This is a genomic window from Microscilla marina ATCC 23134 (assembly GCF_000169175.1).
In the GTDB taxonomy this organism is placed as follows: Bacteria; Bacteroidota; Bacteroidia; order Cytophagales; family Microscillaceae; genus Microscilla; species Microscilla marina.
Genome location: NZ_AAWS01000018.1, coordinates 119138 through 139369 on the forward strand (window position 1 = coordinate 119138; position 20232 = coordinate 139369).

General features: G+C 41.4%; 12 protein-coding genes. 8 read left to right on the forward strand and 4 right to left on the reverse strand.

Features of this window, described 5'->3' with window-relative positions; all coding sequences use genetic code 11:
- From M23134_RS18055 to M23134_RS18070, 4 genes are all read left to right on the forward strand, one after another.
- Nucleotides 1-1116, forward strand: coding sequence for a tetratricopeptide repeat protein (locus M23134_RS18055; protein ID WP_004156031.1), 1116 nt, complete (start codon nucleotides 1-3; stop codon nucleotides 1114-1116).
- Between the two features lie 118 nt (nucleotides 1117-1234).
- On the forward strand, nucleotides 1235-2344 hold the full coding sequence (locus M23134_RS18060; protein ID WP_004156034.1) for a tetratricopeptide repeat protein: 1110 nt from the start codon (nucleotides 1235-1237) through the stop codon (nucleotides 2342-2344).
- Nucleotides 2345-2460: 116 nt separating this feature from the next.
- Complete coding sequence (locus tag M23134_RS18065; protein WP_004156036.1) at nucleotides 2461-3567, forward strand: tetratricopeptide repeat protein; 1107 nt, start codon at nucleotides 2461-2463, stop codon at nucleotides 3565-3567.
- 163 nt (nucleotides 3568-3730) lie between these two features.
- Nucleotides 3731-4735, forward strand: a complete 1005-nt coding sequence (locus M23134_RS18070) for a tetratricopeptide repeat protein (RefSeq protein ID WP_004156038.1) — start codon at nucleotides 3731-3733, stop codon at nucleotides 4733-4735.
- A gap of 425 nt (nucleotides 4736-5160) precedes the next feature.
- Here the strand turns inward: M23134_RS18070 and M23134_RS18075 are convergent, their stop codons facing one another.
- Together M23134_RS18075 and M23134_RS18080 are read right to left on the reverse strand one after the other, a co-directional pair.
- Complete coding sequence (locus M23134_RS18075) at nucleotides 5161-5745, reverse strand: hypothetical protein (protein WP_004156039.1); 585 nt, start codon at nucleotides 5743-5745, stop codon at nucleotides 5161-5163.
- Between the two features lie 82 nt (nucleotides 5746-5827).
- The gene (locus M23134_RS18080; RefSeq protein ID WP_004156040.1) at nucleotides 5828-6220 is read right to left on the reverse strand and encodes a response regulator; all 393 of its coding nucleotides are present in this window, start codon (nucleotides 6218-6220) and stop codon (nucleotides 5828-5830) included.
- A gap of 200 nt (nucleotides 6221-6420) precedes the next feature.
- On the opposite strand from M23134_RS18080, the gene M23134_RS18085 reads away from it, so the two are divergent.
- The gene (locus tag M23134_RS18085) at nucleotides 6421-7368 is read left to right on the forward strand and encodes a hypothetical protein (protein WP_004156045.1); all 948 of its coding nucleotides are present in this window, start codon (nucleotides 6421-6423) and stop codon (nucleotides 7366-7368) included.
- An 88-nt stretch (nucleotides 7369-7456) separates the two neighbouring features.
- Here the strand turns inward: M23134_RS18085 and M23134_RS18090 are convergent, their stop codons facing one another.
- Nucleotides 7457-8995 carry a hypothetical protein gene (locus M23134_RS18090; protein ID WP_394330664.1) on the reverse strand — a complete coding sequence of 513 codons (1539 nt, stop codon included), beginning with the start codon at nucleotides 8993-8995 and terminating at the stop codon, nucleotides 7457-7459.
- A 349-nt stretch (nucleotides 8996-9344) separates the two neighbouring features.
- On the opposite strand from M23134_RS18090, the gene M23134_RS18095 reads away from it, so the two are divergent.
- On the forward strand, nucleotides 9345-10145 hold the full coding sequence (locus M23134_RS18095; protein WP_045113809.1) for a hypothetical protein: 801 nt from the start codon (nucleotides 9345-9347) through the stop codon (nucleotides 10143-10145).
- A gap of 655 nt (nucleotides 10146-10800) precedes the next feature.
- Here M23134_RS18095 and M23134_RS38420 read toward each other — a convergent pair.
- On the reverse strand, nucleotides 10801-16026 hold the full coding sequence (locus M23134_RS38420) for a PAS domain S-box protein (protein ID WP_053337322.1): 5226 nt from the start codon (nucleotides 16024-16026) through the stop codon (nucleotides 10801-10803).
- A 566-nt stretch (nucleotides 16027-16592) separates the two neighbouring features.
- Between M23134_RS38420 and M23134_RS18105 the strand changes: the two genes are divergently transcribed.
- Nucleotides 16593-17849, forward strand: coding sequence for a CHASE2 domain-containing protein (locus M23134_RS18105; RefSeq protein ID WP_157558535.1), 1257 nt, complete (start codon nucleotides 16593-16595; stop codon nucleotides 17847-17849).
- A 330-nt stretch (nucleotides 17850-18179) separates the two neighbouring features.
- Nucleotides 18180-19550 (forward strand): PP2C family protein-serine/threonine phosphatase, encoded by a 1371-nt coding sequence (locus M23134_RS18110; protein ID WP_004156062.1) that lies wholly within the window; start codon nucleotides 18180-18182, stop codon nucleotides 19548-19550.
- The last annotated feature ends 682 nt before the right edge of the window (nucleotides 19551-20232 follow it).

Here is a 20232-nt window from a genome sequence, read left to right on the forward strand (position 1 = left end):
ATGAAAAGATTGATCATTAGCGTAGCGTTATTTTTTCACTGCATTGTTACTTTTGCTCAAACCCAAGACCTTATGTCATTATCAACTATAGCCGATAGCCTCTATTCAGCCAAAAACTACAAGGCTACCCTAAAAATAGTAGATAAAATACTGGCAAAGGACGCCCACAACTATGAGGCTTACATCACCCGTTCGTTGGTGTATAACGACTTGGGAAACGATGCCAAAGAAGAAGAAGCCCTGAAAAAAGCGGTAGAAGTAGCGCCAAAAGAACTGGAAGTATACCAACGTTATGGTGGTTTTTTATCAGGAAGCAAACGTTTGCCTGATGCTCGTGACATATACCTCCAAGGAATACAACATTTGCCTGATAACGCCAATTTGTATGCCGATTTAGCGAGTGTTTATAAGCGAATGAATGATGATAAAAAAGCATTAGAAATGGTAAACAAAGCCATTATCTTAGATGCTAAAATACCTCGTTATTACTTTTTGCGTGCGTATATTTTTTCGAGTTTAAATAACAACGAGCTTGCTTTGAAAAGCTACACCCAATCGCTTGAACTAGATTCTGATCCATTGACCTACAGCGCCCGCGCAGATTTAAAACTGAAAATGAAGGACTACCAAGGTGCTTTGGCTGACTACACTAAAGCAGAGGAGTTAGACAGTGTAACCTACAAAGGGGCCATTGAGGAGTGTAAACGAAAAATAGGGACAGCTTATGCTTATGATTATGATGTCTGGAAAGAAAAAGATTTGGCAAAAGCATTGGGGTACGCTAGAGAAGCTTTAAAGTGGCCTTTGTCTAAAGAGCTACGGGCTTGGATGGATTCTGCCATTAAATGGGGTACCAAAGAGTTAATAGAACGCGAACAAGCTGCTAAAGACGCCATTATCAATAAAAAGCTTTTGACCGAAGCCGAGATATTTCGTCAGCGGGGCATTGCCCTCATCAAGGCAAAAAAATACCAGGAAGCCGCCCAGGTACTAGAGAAGGGCATGATGGTTTTGATTAAATCGGCGGAACTTGCCATACACCCTTTGTACAATAAAATTTACCTACTACGCAAAGATTGTTTGGCGGCGGTAGAAGAGGCAAAGAAGAAGAATTAAACAAAAAGTTTTAGTATATTTGCAAGCCTTGTTCCAGATTGGGGCAGGGCTTTTTTACTGCCTTGGGTCAATGGTGGGTCGCCCACAAAAGCCTTGTTAACTCCTCAAAAATAGCCACATGAGATTTTTATTTTATAGCATATTATTGATTGTTAGCCCTTTATTTACATTTGCCCAAATGACCCCTTTAGAAAAAGCCGAAACTTATTACAATGCCGACAAATACCGCCAGGCAATTCGCGTATTGACCCAATTGGTAAAAACCAGCCCGGCAAACCACGAAGCGTATTTGTTGTTGGGAGCCTCTTATTGGTACGGTAACAATGAACTCATCAAGGCAGAACAAGCCTTTAAGCAAGCCTTGCGGGTGGCACCCAAAGAACAAATGGTATACGACCGTTACGGCGATTTTCTAGCCACTAACAAACGCTTGGCAGATGCCCAAAAACTGTACGAAGAAGGAGTCAAAAATATGCCACAGGCTGATCGTATGTATTTTCATTTGGGGGTGGTACTACATGAGCAAAAAAAACATAATGATGCATTAGAGCCCTTAAATCAGGCAATATCTCTGAATCCGAATAAAGCAGTGTATCACTACTTCAAAGGGAGGTGTTACGAAGAGTTGAAGCTTTATTCTCAGGCACTTCAAAGTTTTGATCAGTATGTTAAGCTAGAAAGTGATAAGGCTGATAACTATATAACCCGTGGTCGTTTAAAACTAGAAATGAAAGATTACCAAGGCGCTTTGGCTGATCATACCAAGGCAGAGGAGTTGGACAGTGTAGCACACAACGGGGCAGTAGAACAGTGCAAACATGCCATAGAGTGGGATTATTACACTGCCTATAGAAAATGGGAAAAGAAAGACTTGGCAAAGGCATTGGTTTATGCCAGAGAAGGTTTAAAATGGGCTCGCTCTCCTGAGGATATTGCCCGTTATAAACGATGGATTGTCAAAGGGGAAAAAGAATTGGCAGCGCGTGAACAAGCCGCCAAAGATGCCATTATCAATAAAAAGCTTTTGACCGAAGCCGAAATATTTCGTCAGCGGGGCATTGCTTTGATCAAGGCAAAAAAATACCAGGAAGCCGCCTATGTACTAGAGAAGGGCTTGATGGTTTTGATTAAATCGGCGGAGCTTGCTCTGAGCCCTTTGTACGATAAAATTTACCAACTGCGTAAAGATTGTTTGGCAGCAGTAGAAGAGGCGAAGAAGAAAAATTAAACAAAAAGTTTTAGTATATTTGCAAGCCTTGTTCCAGATTGGGGCAGGGCTTTTTTACTGCCCTGAGTCAATGGTGGGTTGCCCACAAAAGCCTTGTTAACTCCTAAAAAATAGCCATGAAAAGATTGATCATTAGCATATTATTGATTGGTAGTCCTTTATTTACATTTGCCCAAATGACCCCTTTAGAAAAAGCCGAAACTTATTACAATGCCGACAAATATCCCCAGGCAATCAGGGTGTTGACCCAATTGGTAAAAACCAGCCCGACAAACCACGAAGCGTATTTGTTGTTGGGAGCCTCTTATTGGTATGGTAACAATGAACTCATCAAGGCAGAACAAGCCTTTAAGCAAGCCTTGCGGGTGGCACCCAAAGAACGAATGGTATACGATCGTTACGGCGATTTTCTAGCCACTAACAAACGCTTGGCAGATGCCCAAAAACTGTATGAAACAGGGATCAAGCACTTGCCACAAGCGGGTTATATGTATTATCATTTAGCGTATGTATCAAAACTCAGGGGAGATACAGTTGGTTCGTTAAAAGCGGTTACAGAAGCAATAAAAAGAGACGCCAATAACTCTTATTATTATTCACTCCGGGGCTCTACGTTCTTTGGAATAAATAAATTGCAAGAAGCTTTGGGAGATTATAACAAGATGGTTGGATTAAATCCAACTGCTTGGAACTATAGTACACGTGCAGATTTGAGGCTTAAAATGAAAGACTACCAAGGCGCTTTGGCTGACTATACCAAGGCGGAGGAGTTAGACAGTGTAAGATACAAGGGGGCAGTAGAACAGTGCAAACATGCCATAGAGTGGGACCATTACACTGCTTATAGAAAATGGGAAGAAAAAGACTTGGCAAAGGCATTGGGTTATGCCAGAGAAGGGTTAAAGTGGGCTCGCTCTCCTGAGGATATTGCCCGTTATAAACGATGGATTGTCAAAGGGGAAAAAGAATTAGCAGCGCGTGCACAAGCCGCCAAAGACGCGATTGTCTATAAAAAACATTTGACCGAGGCAGAGTTATTTCATCAGCGGGGCATTGCCCTCATCAAAGCAAAAAAATACCAGGAAGCCGCCCAGGTACTAGAGAAGGGGTTGATGATTTTGATTACATCGGCTGAGCTTGCCCTGAATCCTTTGTACAAGAAAATTTACCGACTGCGTAAAGATTGTTTGGCGGCAGTGGCTGATCAGAAGAAGAAGGAGTAAAAAAGGTTAAACAAAAAGTTTTAGTATATTCGCAAGCCTTGTTCCAGATTGGGGCAGGGCTTTTTTTCTTCTCAATGCTGGTTTTGCTATCAGGCATTTTCACCAGATTCCTCGTATACTCGGAATGACCAGCAAAAGCCTTATTAACTCCTAAGAAATAGCCATGAAAAGATTAATTGTCAGTGTAGTTTTATTTTTTCACTGCATTGTTACTTTTGCTCAAACCCAAGACCTTATGTCATTATCAACTATAGCCGATAGCCTCTATTCAGCCAAAAACTACAAGGCTACCCTAAAAATAGTAGATAAAATACTGGCAAAGGACGCCCACAACTATGAGGCTTACATCACCCGTTCGTTGGTGTATAACGACTTGGGCAACGATGCCAAAGAAGAAGCAGCCCTGAAAAAAGCGGTAGAAGTAGCGCCAAAAGAACTGGAAGTATACCAACGTTATGGTGGTTTTTTATCAGGAAGCAAACGTTTGCCTGATGCTCGTGACATATACCTCCAAGGAATACAACATTTGCCTGATAATGCAGACTTATATTACCTGCTGTCTAGAGTGTATAAGCAAATGAATGAGCGCACAAAAGCGTTAACTACAATTAATCAAGCCATTGCTCTAGATTCTACGGTATATGAATATTATTTTCGACGTGCCTATATTTTGTCAGCCTTAAGTAAAAATAAAAGTGCATTAAATGATTATAAAAAAGCACTTGAGTTAAAAAATGATGCTTCAATCTATAACGCCCGCGCAGATTTAAAACTGAAAATGAAAGACTACCAAGGTGCCTTGGCTGACTATACCAAGGCAGAGGAGTTGGACAGTGTAACATACAAAGGGGCAGTAGAACAGTGCAAACATGACATAGAGTGGGATTATTACACTGCTTATAGAAAGTGGGAAGAGAAAGACTTGGCAAAGGCATTGGGTTATGCCAGAGAAGGGTTAAAGTGGGCTCGCTCTCCTGAGGATATTGCCCGTTATAAACGATGGATTGTCAAAGGGGAAAAAGAATTGGCAGCGCGTGAACAAGCCGCCAAAGATGCGATTATCTATAAAAAACATTTGACCGAGGCAGAGTTATTTCATCAGCGGGGCATTGCCCTCATCAAGGCAAAAAAATACCAGGAAGCTGCGCGTATACTAGAGAGGGGTTGATGACTTTACTTAACCCGCCTGAGCTTGCCCTGAATCCTTTGTACGATAAAATTTACCAACTGCGTAAAGATTGTTTGGCGGCAGTGGCTGACCAGAAGAAGAAGTAAAAAAAGGTTAAACAAAAAGTTTTAGTATATTCGTAAGCCTTGTTCCAGATTGGGGCAGGGCTTTTTTCTGCTCAATACTGGTTTTGCTATCAGGCACTTTCACCAGATTCCTCGTATACTCGGAATGACCAGCAAAGCCTTGTTAACTCACGCTGTTTTAAGTGTTCCTTTAGGGCACTTGAACCTTATGGATAAAAATGCCACCAGATCTCTCCTGCCGTCGGGATGACACGGCGCTTCGGGTTTTGGGTTGTCATCTCGATTGGTGTTTCTTGGCTCCAGGAAATTAGGGCTCGGAATGACCAGCTTCACAAAAACTTAGGTTTCGGAATACATCAGGTGTAGGTATTGGTCTTTGGTCAGGGGTTGGTCGTTAAAACGCATTGTCCAGGCGATGGCCTCAATAGCATCGTTGTTTTGGGCGGCCTCGTGGGGTACATACAAATAGTACAGCCTGTCGGTAGAGGGGCACTCACATTTGACAAAATAGATGGCTGGTTCGCGCCAGTGCCAAAACCCATCTAACCCCAGCGTTTCAGAAGCTATCTTATACAAGGCGTAGGTGTCGGTGTAGCTATGTGTATAAGGCTTGAGGTCTTTTCCCCAGCGGGTTTGTGTTTTTTTTATACTTTGGCTGTCCAGCAAAGTAGCATCTAATTGTTGGGCGATTATTTCGGGGGCAAACCCACGCAGTACCACCATTCGCTGTTCTACATTGGCAAGCTTCAGGGCTTGCTTTACTTGTATAGGGGCTACGGTATCGTATTGCGTGGCCACTATTTGTTGGTTTTTGGCTTGCGAAAAAAAGCTCAAAACCTCTTCTTTAGGCCTGCCTTGTTGCTTGTAAATACTCATTACAATGTGCAAATCTTCAAACTTTACCCTATTTACATAATATGCCATACCTTAATTTCAAAATAAGAGTTTGTGGATAATGTTACGCTGTTTTGTTTAAGTAAAAGAGCCCAGGCTATATATGCCCAATCTAAAGAATAGCGTTGGCCAGGGTTTTTTCATTGACTGGCTTAGGCAAAAAACCAATCACAAAGTCAAGTTGAAGCACTTTACTCATTTGTTTTTCTGAGGTAGCCCCCGAAATAACCAATACCTTGGTTTGGGGATGTTTGGGATGAAACCTTTTGGTGTACTCTTGTATAAAATCATTGCCATTGCCCAGGGGCATGTTCCAGTCAATGCTGATGAGTTCAGGAAAATCGTTTGAAAGGTCGCATTCTTCTAAATATTGCAAAGCAGTAATGCCACTCATTTTTAGCAAAATCTTATTGCATCCTGTAATTTTAGAAATGAGCTTGTAGTTGAGGTAGATAAATGTTTTATCATCGTCTACTACCAGTATATGTTGATATTTGGCAGTCATAAGTTGTTGATTTGTCAGTGTAAATAATTGATGTATCTAAAACACGGGTCAAATATAAGGATAATAAACTACTGTGTACAATGTATAAGGTTTGACTGCGCGAAAAACTGGTGAACTTGAGCAGGGGAGTAGTTTTCGATTAAAAATTCTTGTACCTTATTTTTCAAAGCTCTTAATTAGTACCCTCAAAACTTATACTAATGCAACACATCTATCTTTGGCTTTATTTGCGCTGGGTATTTTGTCTGAGTGCCTTCTTTTGGGGCAACCCCCTGACCGCCCAACCCAGTGATAGTACCAGACACTATGCTGCCAACAAGGTGAACGAAAGCGTGATATCAATGAGTGATCGCAGCTACATCACTGCCACCGAGGGTTTGGGCAACCTGGATACGCCCCTGTTGTTAGAGACAAGCATAGCACCTACGTATTTCATCAGGTTTGGCAAAAGCGCTAAGCTGGGCATTTCTATTTCTCCCAAGGTGGTGATAAGAATTGCCCGTAAAGAAAGTTTTCCCGTACTTACGCCAAGTTATACGCCCCGGGCGGTATTGTACTGGAGGTTTCGCTCTCCGCTGGCTTACCTCACCCAAAAAAGTGGGCTAAAAAAAATAATTACCCCGCAACACGTTACTTTCCTTACCCTTAGGTTTAACCATCACTCCAACGGGCAGGCGGGCAGTTTCTTTATACCTGGTACCACCGACATTAACTTTGACACGGGTAACTTTACTACCAATTGTATGGAACTGGCATTGAATACGGCCAACTTTGACCCCAAAGTCAAGGCTAATTTTGTGGCGTATGCCAAGGCGGGTTTTGAGCGTCATTTCAATTTTAACCGCGAAGCCGACATGAAGTTTGTCTATTATTGGCAAAGCGTAAACGCTGAGCTGAGGTGTACGGTACATAAGTTTATAAATGTGGCATTTTTGTTTAAGCACATGACAGGCATAGGTACTTTTAAGCCTCAACAGTCTTATGATACCTGGTTGTCTTTTCGTTTGGGCAATTACAGCGATTTTTCGTTTTTTGCCCGCTACTACCACGGCCCCGACTATTATAACCTACGCTATGTAAACCACATTTCGCAAGTGAGCTTTGGTTTACTTGTAGAGCCTTTGAACTTACCCCTGTTCAGGCGTTAGGGGCATTATTTTGTTGCTTTAAAATAACCAAGCCTTGCCAGTTTTAAAACCGACAAGGCTTGGGGTACAAGCTCGTGCTGTGTATTATTTAATCTTTATACAGCATCCAGCCACTTACACTTTTTTGGGCGTCTATCATAAACATAATTTTTGCATTTAAATACACCAAAATAGTGCTTTGGGTACTTGCTACCCGTTTGCCGGGCTCACCGTATTTGTTTAGTACTTTGCTGAGCGGCTCACCTATTTTAATGCCCCTTGCTGTGTTTCCTTCGTAGCCTGGCAAGGTACGTAAAAACGCGCTCTTGGTTTTGGGTATACCAAAACTGGTCACCTCCATTACTGCATAGCCCTCGTCTTTGTCTTGAGCTGTTTTTAGCAAAATTGCGGGGCGTTTTTTGTCTCTTTTGCGAATCTTGATTTTTTGAGCATTTTCAGTCAGCACCTCTAGCATCGAGAGGTCGGCTTCGGCAATGCTTTCTTTAGGGCCAGGCTTTTCTTTTGATTTTACTATCTCAAACCCATAGCCAAAACGGTTGGCTTTTTTGAGTGCTTCCAGGTTGATTTTGGCAATAGTTGGGTTGGCTTTTTGGGCTTTTTTAAACGATTCTTTTGCTTCGTCGGTATCCCCTTCTTTTGCCTGAGCAATCCCTTTGGCTATCCAGGCATTGGCTTCCAGTAGCGCCAGTCCTTGTTTTTTGGCAAGTTTTACGGCTTTGGCAGCATAGCCTATAGCCAGGGTCCTTTCTTCGAGCAATTCATTGACCAAGGCAAGGTTTACATAGCCTGCCACATAGTTTTTGTCGAGGTACACCGCCGACTTAAAGTCTTCCAGGGCCTCTTTTAATAACCTCGTTCTTTTTTCTTGCCTGGTTTCTCCCCCAGCACGGGTGCCCGCATTGTTTAGGCGGGTATCGGTGTCCAGCCCAAAAGGGTAAAAATATTTGAGCGTTGTTTTTTTGAATAATTGAATGGCCTGTTGTGCCAGGGCTACTCCTGAGTTGTTGTATATTTCGCGGCTGGGAAAAGTACTGCCAATATAGCTATAACAAGCCGAAGCACGTTCGTAAGACCTGATCATGGTGAGGTAATTGGCAGCGTCGAACACAGGTACTAGTTTTTGCAGTTTTTTCTGGGTATTTCGTGCGATGCCTATGCGTTCGCTGAGCGAGGGGTACCCTTCTGTTTTTTCTTTCAACCCTATTTTTTTGTACAGTTGAGTCAAAAACTTTTCGCTTACCGCAAGCGTGTTGTAGCCTGCCATATAGCCAAACAAGCCACCAAAATAGTCGGCTTCGGTTTCCATTTCAGCCCGCCTTTTTTCGGTCATATCCAGTTTGTATATTTTTTTGGCTATTTCCAAATCTTTGTTTGCCATACCAAACGACCAACCCCAACCGTGGTCTTTGTAAAAATGAGCCAGCTCGTGTCCTACAATTGCCGCCAATACGTTTAGCGAGTCTTTGCCAAACCCCGCAGCAATGTCATACACGCCTTCTCCTATATTGATAGAGTTGTCCAGTGGGTTGTAATAAGCATTGTAATAAGGTTCACTTTTGTTGTATATAAACTTAAATGTGGGCGCTTTACGCGAGTCTCTGGCTACCCTAGCTACTTGTGTATATATTTTTTTGGCTACTTTTTGCCTTGTGCAATTGTTGGCTAGTTTGTGCTTTTAATTCTGGTACCATACCCATTATCCACAGGGTGCAAATGGTGGCCACGACTGTGTTCAGGCGCTTTTTACTTTGTATTGATATGATCATATAAAGTGTTGATTTGTTTGTATTTTATTGCCAATAGCTTTTCAACGAAGGATGGTTTACAATTGCACAGTTTTATTTACAAAACTCTGTGCTTATTTTTGGAAAAAAATAAACAGTTGAATGAAGCTGTAAAAGGTTGTAGGCATGTTTAAATTTTGGCTAATGCTAAACATGCGTTAATTCATGATACGGCAAAAATACAACACAACTATGACAAAAACATTCTTTATTGTTTTACTTATCAGTATCCAGCATTTATCGTTTGCTCAGGATGTGTACAACGTGATCAACATCAAGGGAAAGGTAAGCCGAAATGGCAAAAACATTCGCCGGGGACAAAAACTCAAGGCCACTGACAAAATTAAATTTGTATCGCCAAGGGCTTTGTTGTTGGTGAGCAGCCAACGTTACGGGCGTATGGTGTTGAGCGCCAAACCTGCTCAAAAAAGCATGAGCGAGGCCGCTTATATCTTAAAAAACCTGGTGTCGAAAGGAAGAGCGAGTGCTCGTGGAGACAAAAAGATGGTTACCAGAGAAATGATTCACTATTATTTTGGCAAAGGGGAACCTCACTTAATTTTGGGGGAGGAAGCAACCGTAAAGGTGAAAAAATCCTTGTTTCCACTGAACAAGAAGTCCTTCTTTTTTATGAGCTACCAATACAAGGGTGAAAAAATAAACAAGAAATTACCTTTTGAAGACAACAGGTTTACGGTAAACAAAGATCGGTTGTTTAGGGTAGAAGGGAAGAAGGTATCAGGAAAAGGGATCAACGATTTTGGCTTATTTTACTACAAAAATGGTGAAGAAGTAATAGACATTGGTCGGGTAAAGCTGTTTTTTTGGGACAATGCCCACCAAAAGAAAATAGATGAGATGGTGAAGTTTATGAAAGCCAATGAGCTCACCCAGAGCGAAATCCAAGACACCGTTTTTGCTTACCTGCAAAAGTATTTTGGTGAACCCAATGGCGATGAGTTTAAAACCTGGTACCAGAAACATTATCAATAATTAATTGACCTTTCGCAGGTCAAAAATTTGTTTTCTATGAAAAAATATCACTCAGCAAAATATGCTTATAAAAAGCAGTGATTCGAGTATCTGTGAGCCGTTACTTTTTGCTTCAGGTCAAAAAGTAACCAAAAACCCCGCAGCTGTAGTTTGTTTTGCCTAAATCTGTTACACTACGCCGAAACAGCTCAAACTCGCCTGCGGCTCAAACAGTGATCTGTTTAGCTAAAGCAGAGCTCGGCGCAGCAAAGCTGCAGCCTCGGTTTTACGGCTTCGCTTCACAGATTCTTAACGGCAACAAACTAAGGCTGAATCTAGCTGACGCACTCGTAAACCAACACTGTAATTCTTTTCAACTAAACAAAAAAAATCACTGCGAAAGGTCAGTAATTAATTGAAGTTGCGAGGTACAAGCGACAAGCTTCAAGTACCAGTTTGTGCGTGCCTGAAATGTATAAATGGCTGGAAGTTAAGTTTTTACAGTTTATATACTGCAACTTGGGTTAATTAAAACTATACCCATACCAGTACTTTGCCTGCTTGGAGGATGAGACACTGATAACCAAAAGTATGACGGTGATTAAACGCTGTCATACTTTGATGCTTTGATCCTTTTTTTATGTGTGATGCGAGTACGCCTTTTCAGGAGCTTTACTTAGTCTAATGGTACCCTAAAACCAATCACCAGCACATCATCGAGCTGTTCTATACTGCTTAGCCAGTTGTTAAATACCTGGTTTATTGCCTGTTGTTGGTCGTGCATAGGCTGGGTGTGTATTTCTACCAAAAGTTTGCGCAAGCTGCTGCGCATAAACTTGCGTTCGTTTGGACCTCCCATCTGATCCTGGAACCCGTCTGAGCATAAGTAAAATACCTGGTCGTCTTCTGGAATCAGTGGAATTGTTTTTTTGCTAAAAGTCTTAAAGTCGGGGCTTTGAAACCCACCTATGCTTGTGCGGTCTGCCTTTACCTCTTGTACTTCGCCATTGTGTATGTATATCATAGCATTTTTGGCACCGGCAAACTCCAGCAGTTGGTTTGTTTTGTCTATCACACACAAATTCATGTCCATTCCATCCTGGTTGTCCAGTTCATCTTGTTTGAGCACCTGCCTCACTTTTTTATTAAGTTGATTTAAAATTTTATCAGGCGATGTTACCTTTTTGCTAATGACAATGTCGTTCATGAGTTGGTTTCCTATCATGCTCATAAAAGCACCCGGTACGCCGTGCCCGGTACAATCAATGGCGGCAATGATGCTTTTTTGGATCATTGTTTCGGGATGGGTGTCAGAGTGAATCCTTACATTGGCAAACCAATAAAAATCACCACTGACAATGTCTCTGGGTTTAAACAAAATAAAAGAGTTAGGTAGCTCAGCCTTTATTTGTGACATAATAGGCAAAATGGCTTCTTGAATCCTCAAGGCATACTCTATGCTGTCAGTAATGCTTTTGTTTTTGTCGGCTACCAGTTCGTTTTGGGCAGCCAGTTCGTCATTGATTACTTTTACCCGGTTACGTTCTTGTTCCAGCTCATAACCCCGGTTTTTGAGTTCTTCTTCCAACTTTTTACTGTTGCTAATGTCAAAACGAATCGCCAGGTACATATACGGTTTGCCGTCGTTGTCTAAAAATGGAATAATGGTCGTATCTACCCAGTAAAACTCCCCATCTTTTGCCTTGTTTTTTATCTCGCTTCGCCATACCTGCCCCTTGGCTATGGTGTTCCATAAATGTTTGATAAACTCTTTGGAGTGGTAGCCGGAGTTTAAGATGCGATGATTTTGCCCAATGAGTTCTTCACGGCTGTATTTTGATTTTTTACAGAACTTATCATTTACATAAGTAATTTTTCCTTTTACATCGGTAATAGCAACAATGGCGGCAGAGTCCAGGGCAAACTTGTAGTCGTTGAGCTTCAGAATCTGATCTTTCAGTTTATCTTCCAGTTTTTTCTGGTAGGTAATATCGTACCCATACTTTACTACTTTGTAAGGCTTGCCATTGAGGTCGAGCACTGGAGTGTAGCTACCTTTGATCCATATTGAATCCCCGTTTTTGTTGATACGCCAAAATTCCCCTTCTATAAACTGCCCACCTTGCAGGGTTGGCCAAAAGTTTTCACATTCGGTTGTGCCAGCGTAGGCATTTTCTATAAATATGCGGTGATGTTTGCCCTGGAGCTCATCACTGGTGTAGCCCATCAGGTCTAAAAACATTTCGTTGGCGTAGAGAATATTACCTGTCAGGTCAAACTCAGCCACTGCAGTAGAGCGGTCAATGGCTTTGAGTTGATTGCTGTTTTTTTGCCGAAGCATCTTTTCTTCGGTTACGTCCATCGCCAGTTTTTTTACTTTATAGAGTTCACCTTTCGCATCTTTTACCGGGGTATAGGTAGCCCTTAGCCACACTTCATTGCCGTGTTTGCTTATATGTTTGAACTCGGCACTATGGCTTTTGCCTTGGCGTAATATGTTCCAAAAATCAGCGTATTCCTGAGATTGAGTGTGTGCTTCTTCGGTAAATATTTGGTGGTGTTGGTCTTTTATTTCGTTTTGGGTATACCCCATAAGGTTTAAAAACAACTGGTTGGCTTTGATAATTTTGCCGTCCATATCAAATTCAATGGCACTAATGGTACTGTCAATGGCGGCAAGGTTGCTGGAGAGTTCTTTTTCTTTGTGAATCATTACCTCCTGCATTGCCTCAAGCTCTTCGTTGTTCTCTTTCAGTACTCGCTGCGACTGTTCAATTTTTTGGAGGTGTCGGGTGTTTTGCAACTCCAGCTTTTTTCTCTCGGTAATGTCAGATACAAACTTGATGATTTTATAAGGTTTGTTGTCTACATCAAGTATAGGGTTATAGATACCCTTTACCCAGATGGGGTCACCATCTTTGTTTACTTGCATGAACTCGCCTTCTATGGCTTTTCCGTTTTTAAGTTGATGCCAAAACTGTTGGTACTCGTCAGCTTGGGCGTCTTGCGCACTTACAAAAAGCCCATGGTGTTTGTGTATTACTTCTTCTTTTTGGTAGCCCATCAATTGCAAAAACTGTTGATTGGCATCGATTACCTGCCCTGCGAGGTCAAACTCTACCACCGCCATAGAGCGGTCAATGGCGGCAAGTTGGTTGCCCAGGTCTACCCGAAGGTTTTTTTCTTCGGTTACATCCATTGCCAGCATGATTACTTTGTAGGGCTTTCCATCACTGTTTTTTACTGGGGTATAAGTAGCCATGAGCCATAGCTCTTTATCGTTGTTTGCCTGCTGTTTGTACTCGGCACTATGGCTTATATTGTTGCGCAAGTCTTGCCAAAATAGCGCATAGTCGTGAGATTGAGCGTATTCTTTGTCTACAAACATGCGGTGGTGTTTGTCTATTATCTCTTCGCTGGTATAGCCCATCAGGTCTAAAAACAACTGATTGGCACGCAGTATTTTACCTTCCAGGTTAAACTCTACCGAGCTAACAGTACTATTGATTGCCTTGACTTGCCCTGAGAGTGCCCCTTCTTTTTGTCGGAGGTCTTCTTGAATGGCGACCAGTTCCTCCATATTTTGGCGCAGCTCTTCTTCTGCGGTTCTTACCTGCTCCAGCTGAAACTCATTTTCTATTTCCAATGTTTTTCTATCAGTAATATCGGCGGTATACTTTACTATTTTATAGGGTTTGCCATCGAGCCCCAATACTGGGTTATAGTTTCCTTTGATCCATTTTTTCTCCCCTTTTTTGTCAATCCGGATAAACTCTCCTTCTATAAATTTGCCTTGACGCAACTGATGCCAAAATTCCTGGTATTCTTTGCTTTGTGCTTCGCCTACCTCCAGAAAAATGCTATGATGTTTGCCTTTGATTTCTTCATTGGTGTAGCCCATCATATTCAAAAACAGCGGATTGGCATCAAGAATGTGCCCGTACAGGTCAAACTCTATGACTGCCGAAGAACGCTGGAGGGCAGTCATTTGGTTGGTAATGTCTTGCCGCATTTGTTTTTCTCTGGTAACATCCATGGCCAGTTTTATCACTTTATAGGGCTTGCCTTCCTGGTTTTTTATGGGGGTATAAGTAGCCCTTAGCCACACTTCTTTGCCCATTTTGTTGCGACGCATATACTCTGCACTGTGGCTATTGCCTTGTCCCAACTCCTCCCAGAAACGGGCATATTCCTGAGACTGGGCGTATTGAGTATCTACAAATATTTGATGGTGTTGCCCTTGTATTTCTTCGAGTGGGTAGCCCATCAGGTCTAAAAACATTTGGTTGGCTGTAATGATATTGCCCTTGGTGTCAAACTCAATCGAACAAATGGTGTGGTTGATGGCTTCGGCACGTGCCGAGAGCGCCGCTTCTTTTTGTAGCAGGGCTTCTTGGGTAGCAATGAGTTCCTCCATATTTTGGCGTAGCTCTTCTTCTACTGCTTTTACCTCTTCTAGTTGAGCCTCGTTTTGTATTTCCAGTGTTTTTTTATCGGTAACATCAGAGGCATATTTTATTATTTTATAAGGTTTGTTGTTTACATCAAGTATAGGGTTATAGATGCCCTTGATCCACTTTTTTTCTCCCTGTTTATTGACCCGGCTAAACTCTCCTTCGATGAACTGACCATTGCGCAGCCGATGCCAAAACTGTTGGTAGGCTTTGCTTTGGGCATAGTGCCCCTCTACAAAGAGTTGGTGGTGTTTGCCTATGACTTCCTCTTTAGTGTAACCCATCAGTTGTAGAAATAAGGGGTTGGCGTCTAAAATATTGCCATTCAGGTCAAATTCTACCATTGCCGATGAGCGTTCTATTGCATCAATCTGGTTTCTTATGTCTTGCTGCAACTTTTTTTCCTGGGTTACATTCATGGCCAGCTTTATTACCTTATAAGCCACTCCATGCTGGTCTTTGATAGGGGTGTAGGTAGCCCTGAGCCAGACTGTTTTGCCTGTTTTGCTCAAGCGTTTAAACTCTTCACTATGACTTTTGCCCGTGCGTAAGTGCTCCCAAAACTTCTGGTATTCCTGGGTGTTGGCGTAAGCTTTGTCTACAAACAATTGGTGGTGTTGGCCTACGAGTTCGTCAATAGAATATTCCATCAGGTCTAAAAACAGCGGATTGGCATCCAATATCTCACCTTGCAGGTTAAACTCAATCGAACAAATGGTGTGGTTGATGGCTTCTACCCGCCCCGACAATGCCTCTTCTTTTTTTACGAGGGTTTCCTGAGTAGCCACCAATTCTTCCATGTTTTGGCGCAAAGCCTCTTCTCTGGCAATCAGTTCAGTCTCTAGTTTTTGGGCTTCTTTGAGTAGTTTTTGGGTTTTGAGGTTGTTTTGAATGCTATTGAGCATGGCCGCTACATTTCTTGTCAACCGCTCCAGTAGTTCGAGGTGTTTTTTTTCAATGCTTTTCAAATACATCAGCTCCACCGCACCATATACCTCATTATTAAATATAAGTGGTACTGCTGCTATGCAACTCCCCGAAATGCTTCCTGTGGTGCCTGTCAATACCAGCGAGCCCTCTTGGATATCGTCCCAAATGATAATTTCCTTGCTTTTTACTGATTGCCCTATCAGTTCTTCACCTATTTTAAACGTCTTGTTTTGGGGTAAACAAGCATATCCTGCCACGGCTTCGATGAGTTGGTTATCGGTATTGAGGCTAAAAAAGGTGCCTTTGAGGGCTTGGGTGAGTTTTGCCAGGTGTAAAATAACTACATCGGCAAAGGTTTCAAGAGGTTGGCCGTAATTGCTTCTTAGTATATCATCAAACTTGGCAAGATTAGAGTCTATCCAAAGGCGTTCTTTCATTTGGCTATTTTCTGCCAAAAGCTGATCTTTTACAGGCACAGGCGCCTGATCTTGTTGCATTTCTTGATGTTGATTCTGCATTCCTCAATGTATTTTCTCAGTTCGTATTTTTAGGGGCGCATATAGCATACCAGAAGAACAACTGTTTGGTGTATCATCTTGTTATAAGGTTGAAGCCTGGTACATCATATTATTTATTGTGTTGTTTTAGAGGTTAAGTACCGAGGCAGAATTAAATATACCTAATGAGTAGGTGTAACAGCCATATTATGAGTGAGTTACCCTTACTTGTATATAGCTAATTACTTGCTGCTACTTATATAGGTAAGCCATCAGTTTTTTGATTCAATAAAGCACTGCAAAGACCAATTGAAAGCTTATGTTGTGGGTTAATAAGAGTATTTGAGTGTGTAGCTCCTTTGGTTAAAACCCCCAACAACTGAGTATCTAAGACAAACATTATGTACATTAAGTAAGTGAAAAAAAAAGTATATTCCAATTTTTGGCAAGCGATAATCCTTGCTTTGTCCCATGTTTTTCAGACAAAATGATTGTCTGGTTTTTATCGCCTGTTTGTCTGATTTTTGTCGGGCTTTTTATTGCTTATCACAGGTTTAGGTAAGAAATTTGGTGCAATGATCTGGCTTATGGAAAAATCAAGGCGTTCGACAGGCATAAAACTGGCCGCAACTATAACAAATGCGTTTTTGTTGATTTATTTTACATTTCAGTTGCTCAATCAACCTTTTGTACATGGCAATGAGGTCCCTTTGATTCAGGGAGTTACTTATTTTAAAAACATAGTACTCAATCTGGAAGATAAGCCCCATCATAAAGACCTGATGTTTATAGATGTGGCCTATGACAAACAAATGATTGAGAAACTGGACACCAATGGGTTTCCTATAGGTAAGCAAGCCATTACTGATCGTAAAAAGCTGGCAAAATTTTTCAAAGTACTCAATCGAAAACCTTCGAATCAGAAGTTTGTGATTTGTGATATTTTCTTTGCCGACCCTGCCACAGTAGACGAGTGTGCAGGAGACACTGCATCAGCTGATGTAGCCCTTAGGGCTGAGCTGGCAAAAATGAAAAATATTGTACTATCTTATCATTTTAAAGAAGATAAAGACAGCCTTGATCTGCCCATTTTTAGAGCACCTCCACGGGGCATTGCCGACTATGCCACTACCAACAATACTTTCCTGAAGTTTAACTTGTTGTACCGCGACTCCATCAAGTCGTCGCCTTTGGTGATGTATGAAACCTTGCACAAGCAGTCGCTCAAAAAAGGTAAATGGTTTTACTGGCTCAGCGGCAAGCGCATACTTAAGTCGTTTATTGTCGATTTTAAGGTGCGTAACTATGATTTATTTGTGTCGAAAAACCGCTATAAAGTAGACAACCTTGATGCTTTACTTACCCTGGATGATGAAGACATTCTGGCACATGTCAAAGACCGGATCATTGTGGTAGGTGATTTTCAGAGCGACAAACACGAAACCATTTATGGCGAAACGGTAGGGCCACTTATTTTACTCAATACCTACCTTGGCTTGCTCAATGGCGACAATGTAGTCACCCCGATGTTTTTAATTTTCTTGTTTGGGTGTTTTTTTTGCCTGTCAATGATGATTTTTTACCCTGCCAATTATCTGGAGCGCTGGCTTAAAAACACCTTCGAAAACACCCAATTTAAATCGGCGATTACTTTGCTTAGCTATATGTCGTTGCTCATTGTTACCTCAGCACTTTCTTTCTTTTTGTTCAACATTCACCTCAGTATTTTGTTGCTTACTATTTATTTGTATGTGCTCAAAAACATTGTACGCTTTATTTACCGCAGGTTAGGTTGGATAGAAAAAAACGGATCAGAAAACGAACAAAAGGCTACCTTGGCTTAGCCAAAAAAAGGAGCAACCATAGTCCTTGTAATGTTTGTTTGTAAAAAAGTGTAGCCCCATTTGAAAACAATGTGCTTGCAATGGAGTTGTTTTGTTGATACTTGTATAAGCCAAGTAAAATATTTGTCAATGATTTTGGCAAGCCCAATGATTAACACAATATGCATTACAGCAAGCTGCCCCGATGAATCAGGATTTAGAAACAGATTCGGTTCATAGATAGCTAATAAATTCGTAGTATATTTATTTTCAGTGGGTTAGGAATTTGTTTGTTGCCTATGAAGGGGTACCAAGAACCTCGTTAGGGCTACTAACTACCACAATTTACTCATGAAAACATTCTTAAAAAAACTCATCCCCAGCCACGTAAAAGAACAAAACCTGAAGTTTTTCCGCATTACTCAGTGGGCATACACGGTAGGTATTTTGGCGCATTCGTCAGCCATTGTGTACTTTGGTACCCAGGGCTACCCAGAAATGATGTGGTTCAATGTATTGGTGAGTGTGCCTTGCTTTGTTACCGCCTGGGTGATCAACCGAAGGGGGTATCATAATCTTGCTTTTGCTTTTGGTTTTTTTGAGTTGTTTGTACACCAAATGCTGGGAGCTTACTTTTTGGGCGCAGCAGCAGGTTGGTATTTTTGGCTTATTTACCTGGCGGCATTGAGTTTTTTTAATCCTCATTGGGGCAACAGTGTCCATTTTCTGCTATTGGCTTGTATAATTGCAGGTTTTTTGGTGATGCTGTTCTTTTTTGCTCAGGGGGTATACCCAGTCAAACCGTGGCTTACCCGTGCTACGTTTATCAATAATGCCCTTTCTTGTTTGGTACTATTGTCTCTACTAATCAATTACTATTCGCGTGCTGCCCACAAGGCCGAGGCAGGTTTGCGCGATGCAGTAGAACAACTTTATGAAAAAAACGAAGAGATAGAGACCCAGCAAGAGCGCATTGTGCAAAGCATTCACTATGCTAAAGTTATTCAGAATGCAGTGCTGCCTACCGATCAGGTGTTGACCGTTAACTTTCCCGCCCATTTTATTTTGTTTCAGCCTACTGGCATTGTCAGTGGCGATTTTTATTGGTTTTCAGACTTGGGCAAACAGGTAGTAGTGGTGTGTGCCGACTGTACCGGGCACGGGGTACCAGGAGGATTTATGAGTATGTTAGGCATATCTTATTTGAGCGAATTGGTCAACCATCAACGGGTAATCGCCCCTGCTCAAATATTGGAAGGCTTACGCCAAAAAATGAAGGATGTCTTGAAAAACGATCACCAGGAAAACCAACCCAAAGATGGGATGGATGTGTCGGTATGCACTTTTGACAAAACCTTGCAAATGGTACAGTTTGCCGGAGCCAATAATGGCATTTTTGTGGTAAACAACGGGCAGTTGGTTGAGCACAAGCCTACCAAAAATCCCATTGGTATGTATCCCAAAGAAATTCCCTTTGTGCAGTCAGACATTGGGCTTGAACCCAATACCCGGATTTATATGTATACCGACGGCTACATAGACCAGTTTGGAGGACCTCAAGGGAAAAAGTTTTTGAAAAAACGCCTGAAAGATGCTTTGTTAAAAGTACAGCATTTGCCTATGTTGGCACAAAAGCAAGCCCTGCATCAAGTGTTTGAAAACTGGCGGGGAGATAGTTTTCAAGTAGATGATTGTACCTTGATTGGTTTGAATGTTTCTTAGAGGCGAGGTGGTAGGAATAAAATCTGGTGATCAACTTTTCTCTTGGCAAAGCCCAAATCGTGTAAAAACGGTTTGGGCTTTTTTATTGATCATCCTAATAAAAGAGTGAGGAATGAATGTAATGACTTGTTTTTTAGTGATATTTTAAAATGTTTTACAGGTCTTTGTGAATTTTATTTAGCTTAAGCTAATTTTTAATTTAGGCTAGTCTAAAATTTTTTATTACATTTGTAAAATAACCAATGTATTTACTGATGGAATATGTAATACAATTGTTGGAAAGGAATAAAAAAAACATTGAAAGGAATATTAGACAGAACAATCTGATGCGGACGAATATGACAAAAGCCACAGAAGAACTGTCTAAGGAATGGTACCAAAATAAATTTACATTCTTAATCTCATCTTTTGAGGCTATACTTTGTTAAAAAATAGCCGAATAGCGCTGCTATTAGCCAATTTTTTGCCGCGTCTAGCAACAAAATATTTTATTAAACTATAGAAATTTATTTTTATACCATTCCTAAGGTATCTGAGCTAAAAAAAGCAATTAAAATTTTAAAACTTAGGAACAATGTTCAAAATAAGTGTCGAGATTGAGGGCGTATACTCGATGCTGGCTGAGGCACTTTTTGCAGTCGTAGCCATAGCTACGGCGAAAAAAGTAACGAAAGTCAGTAAA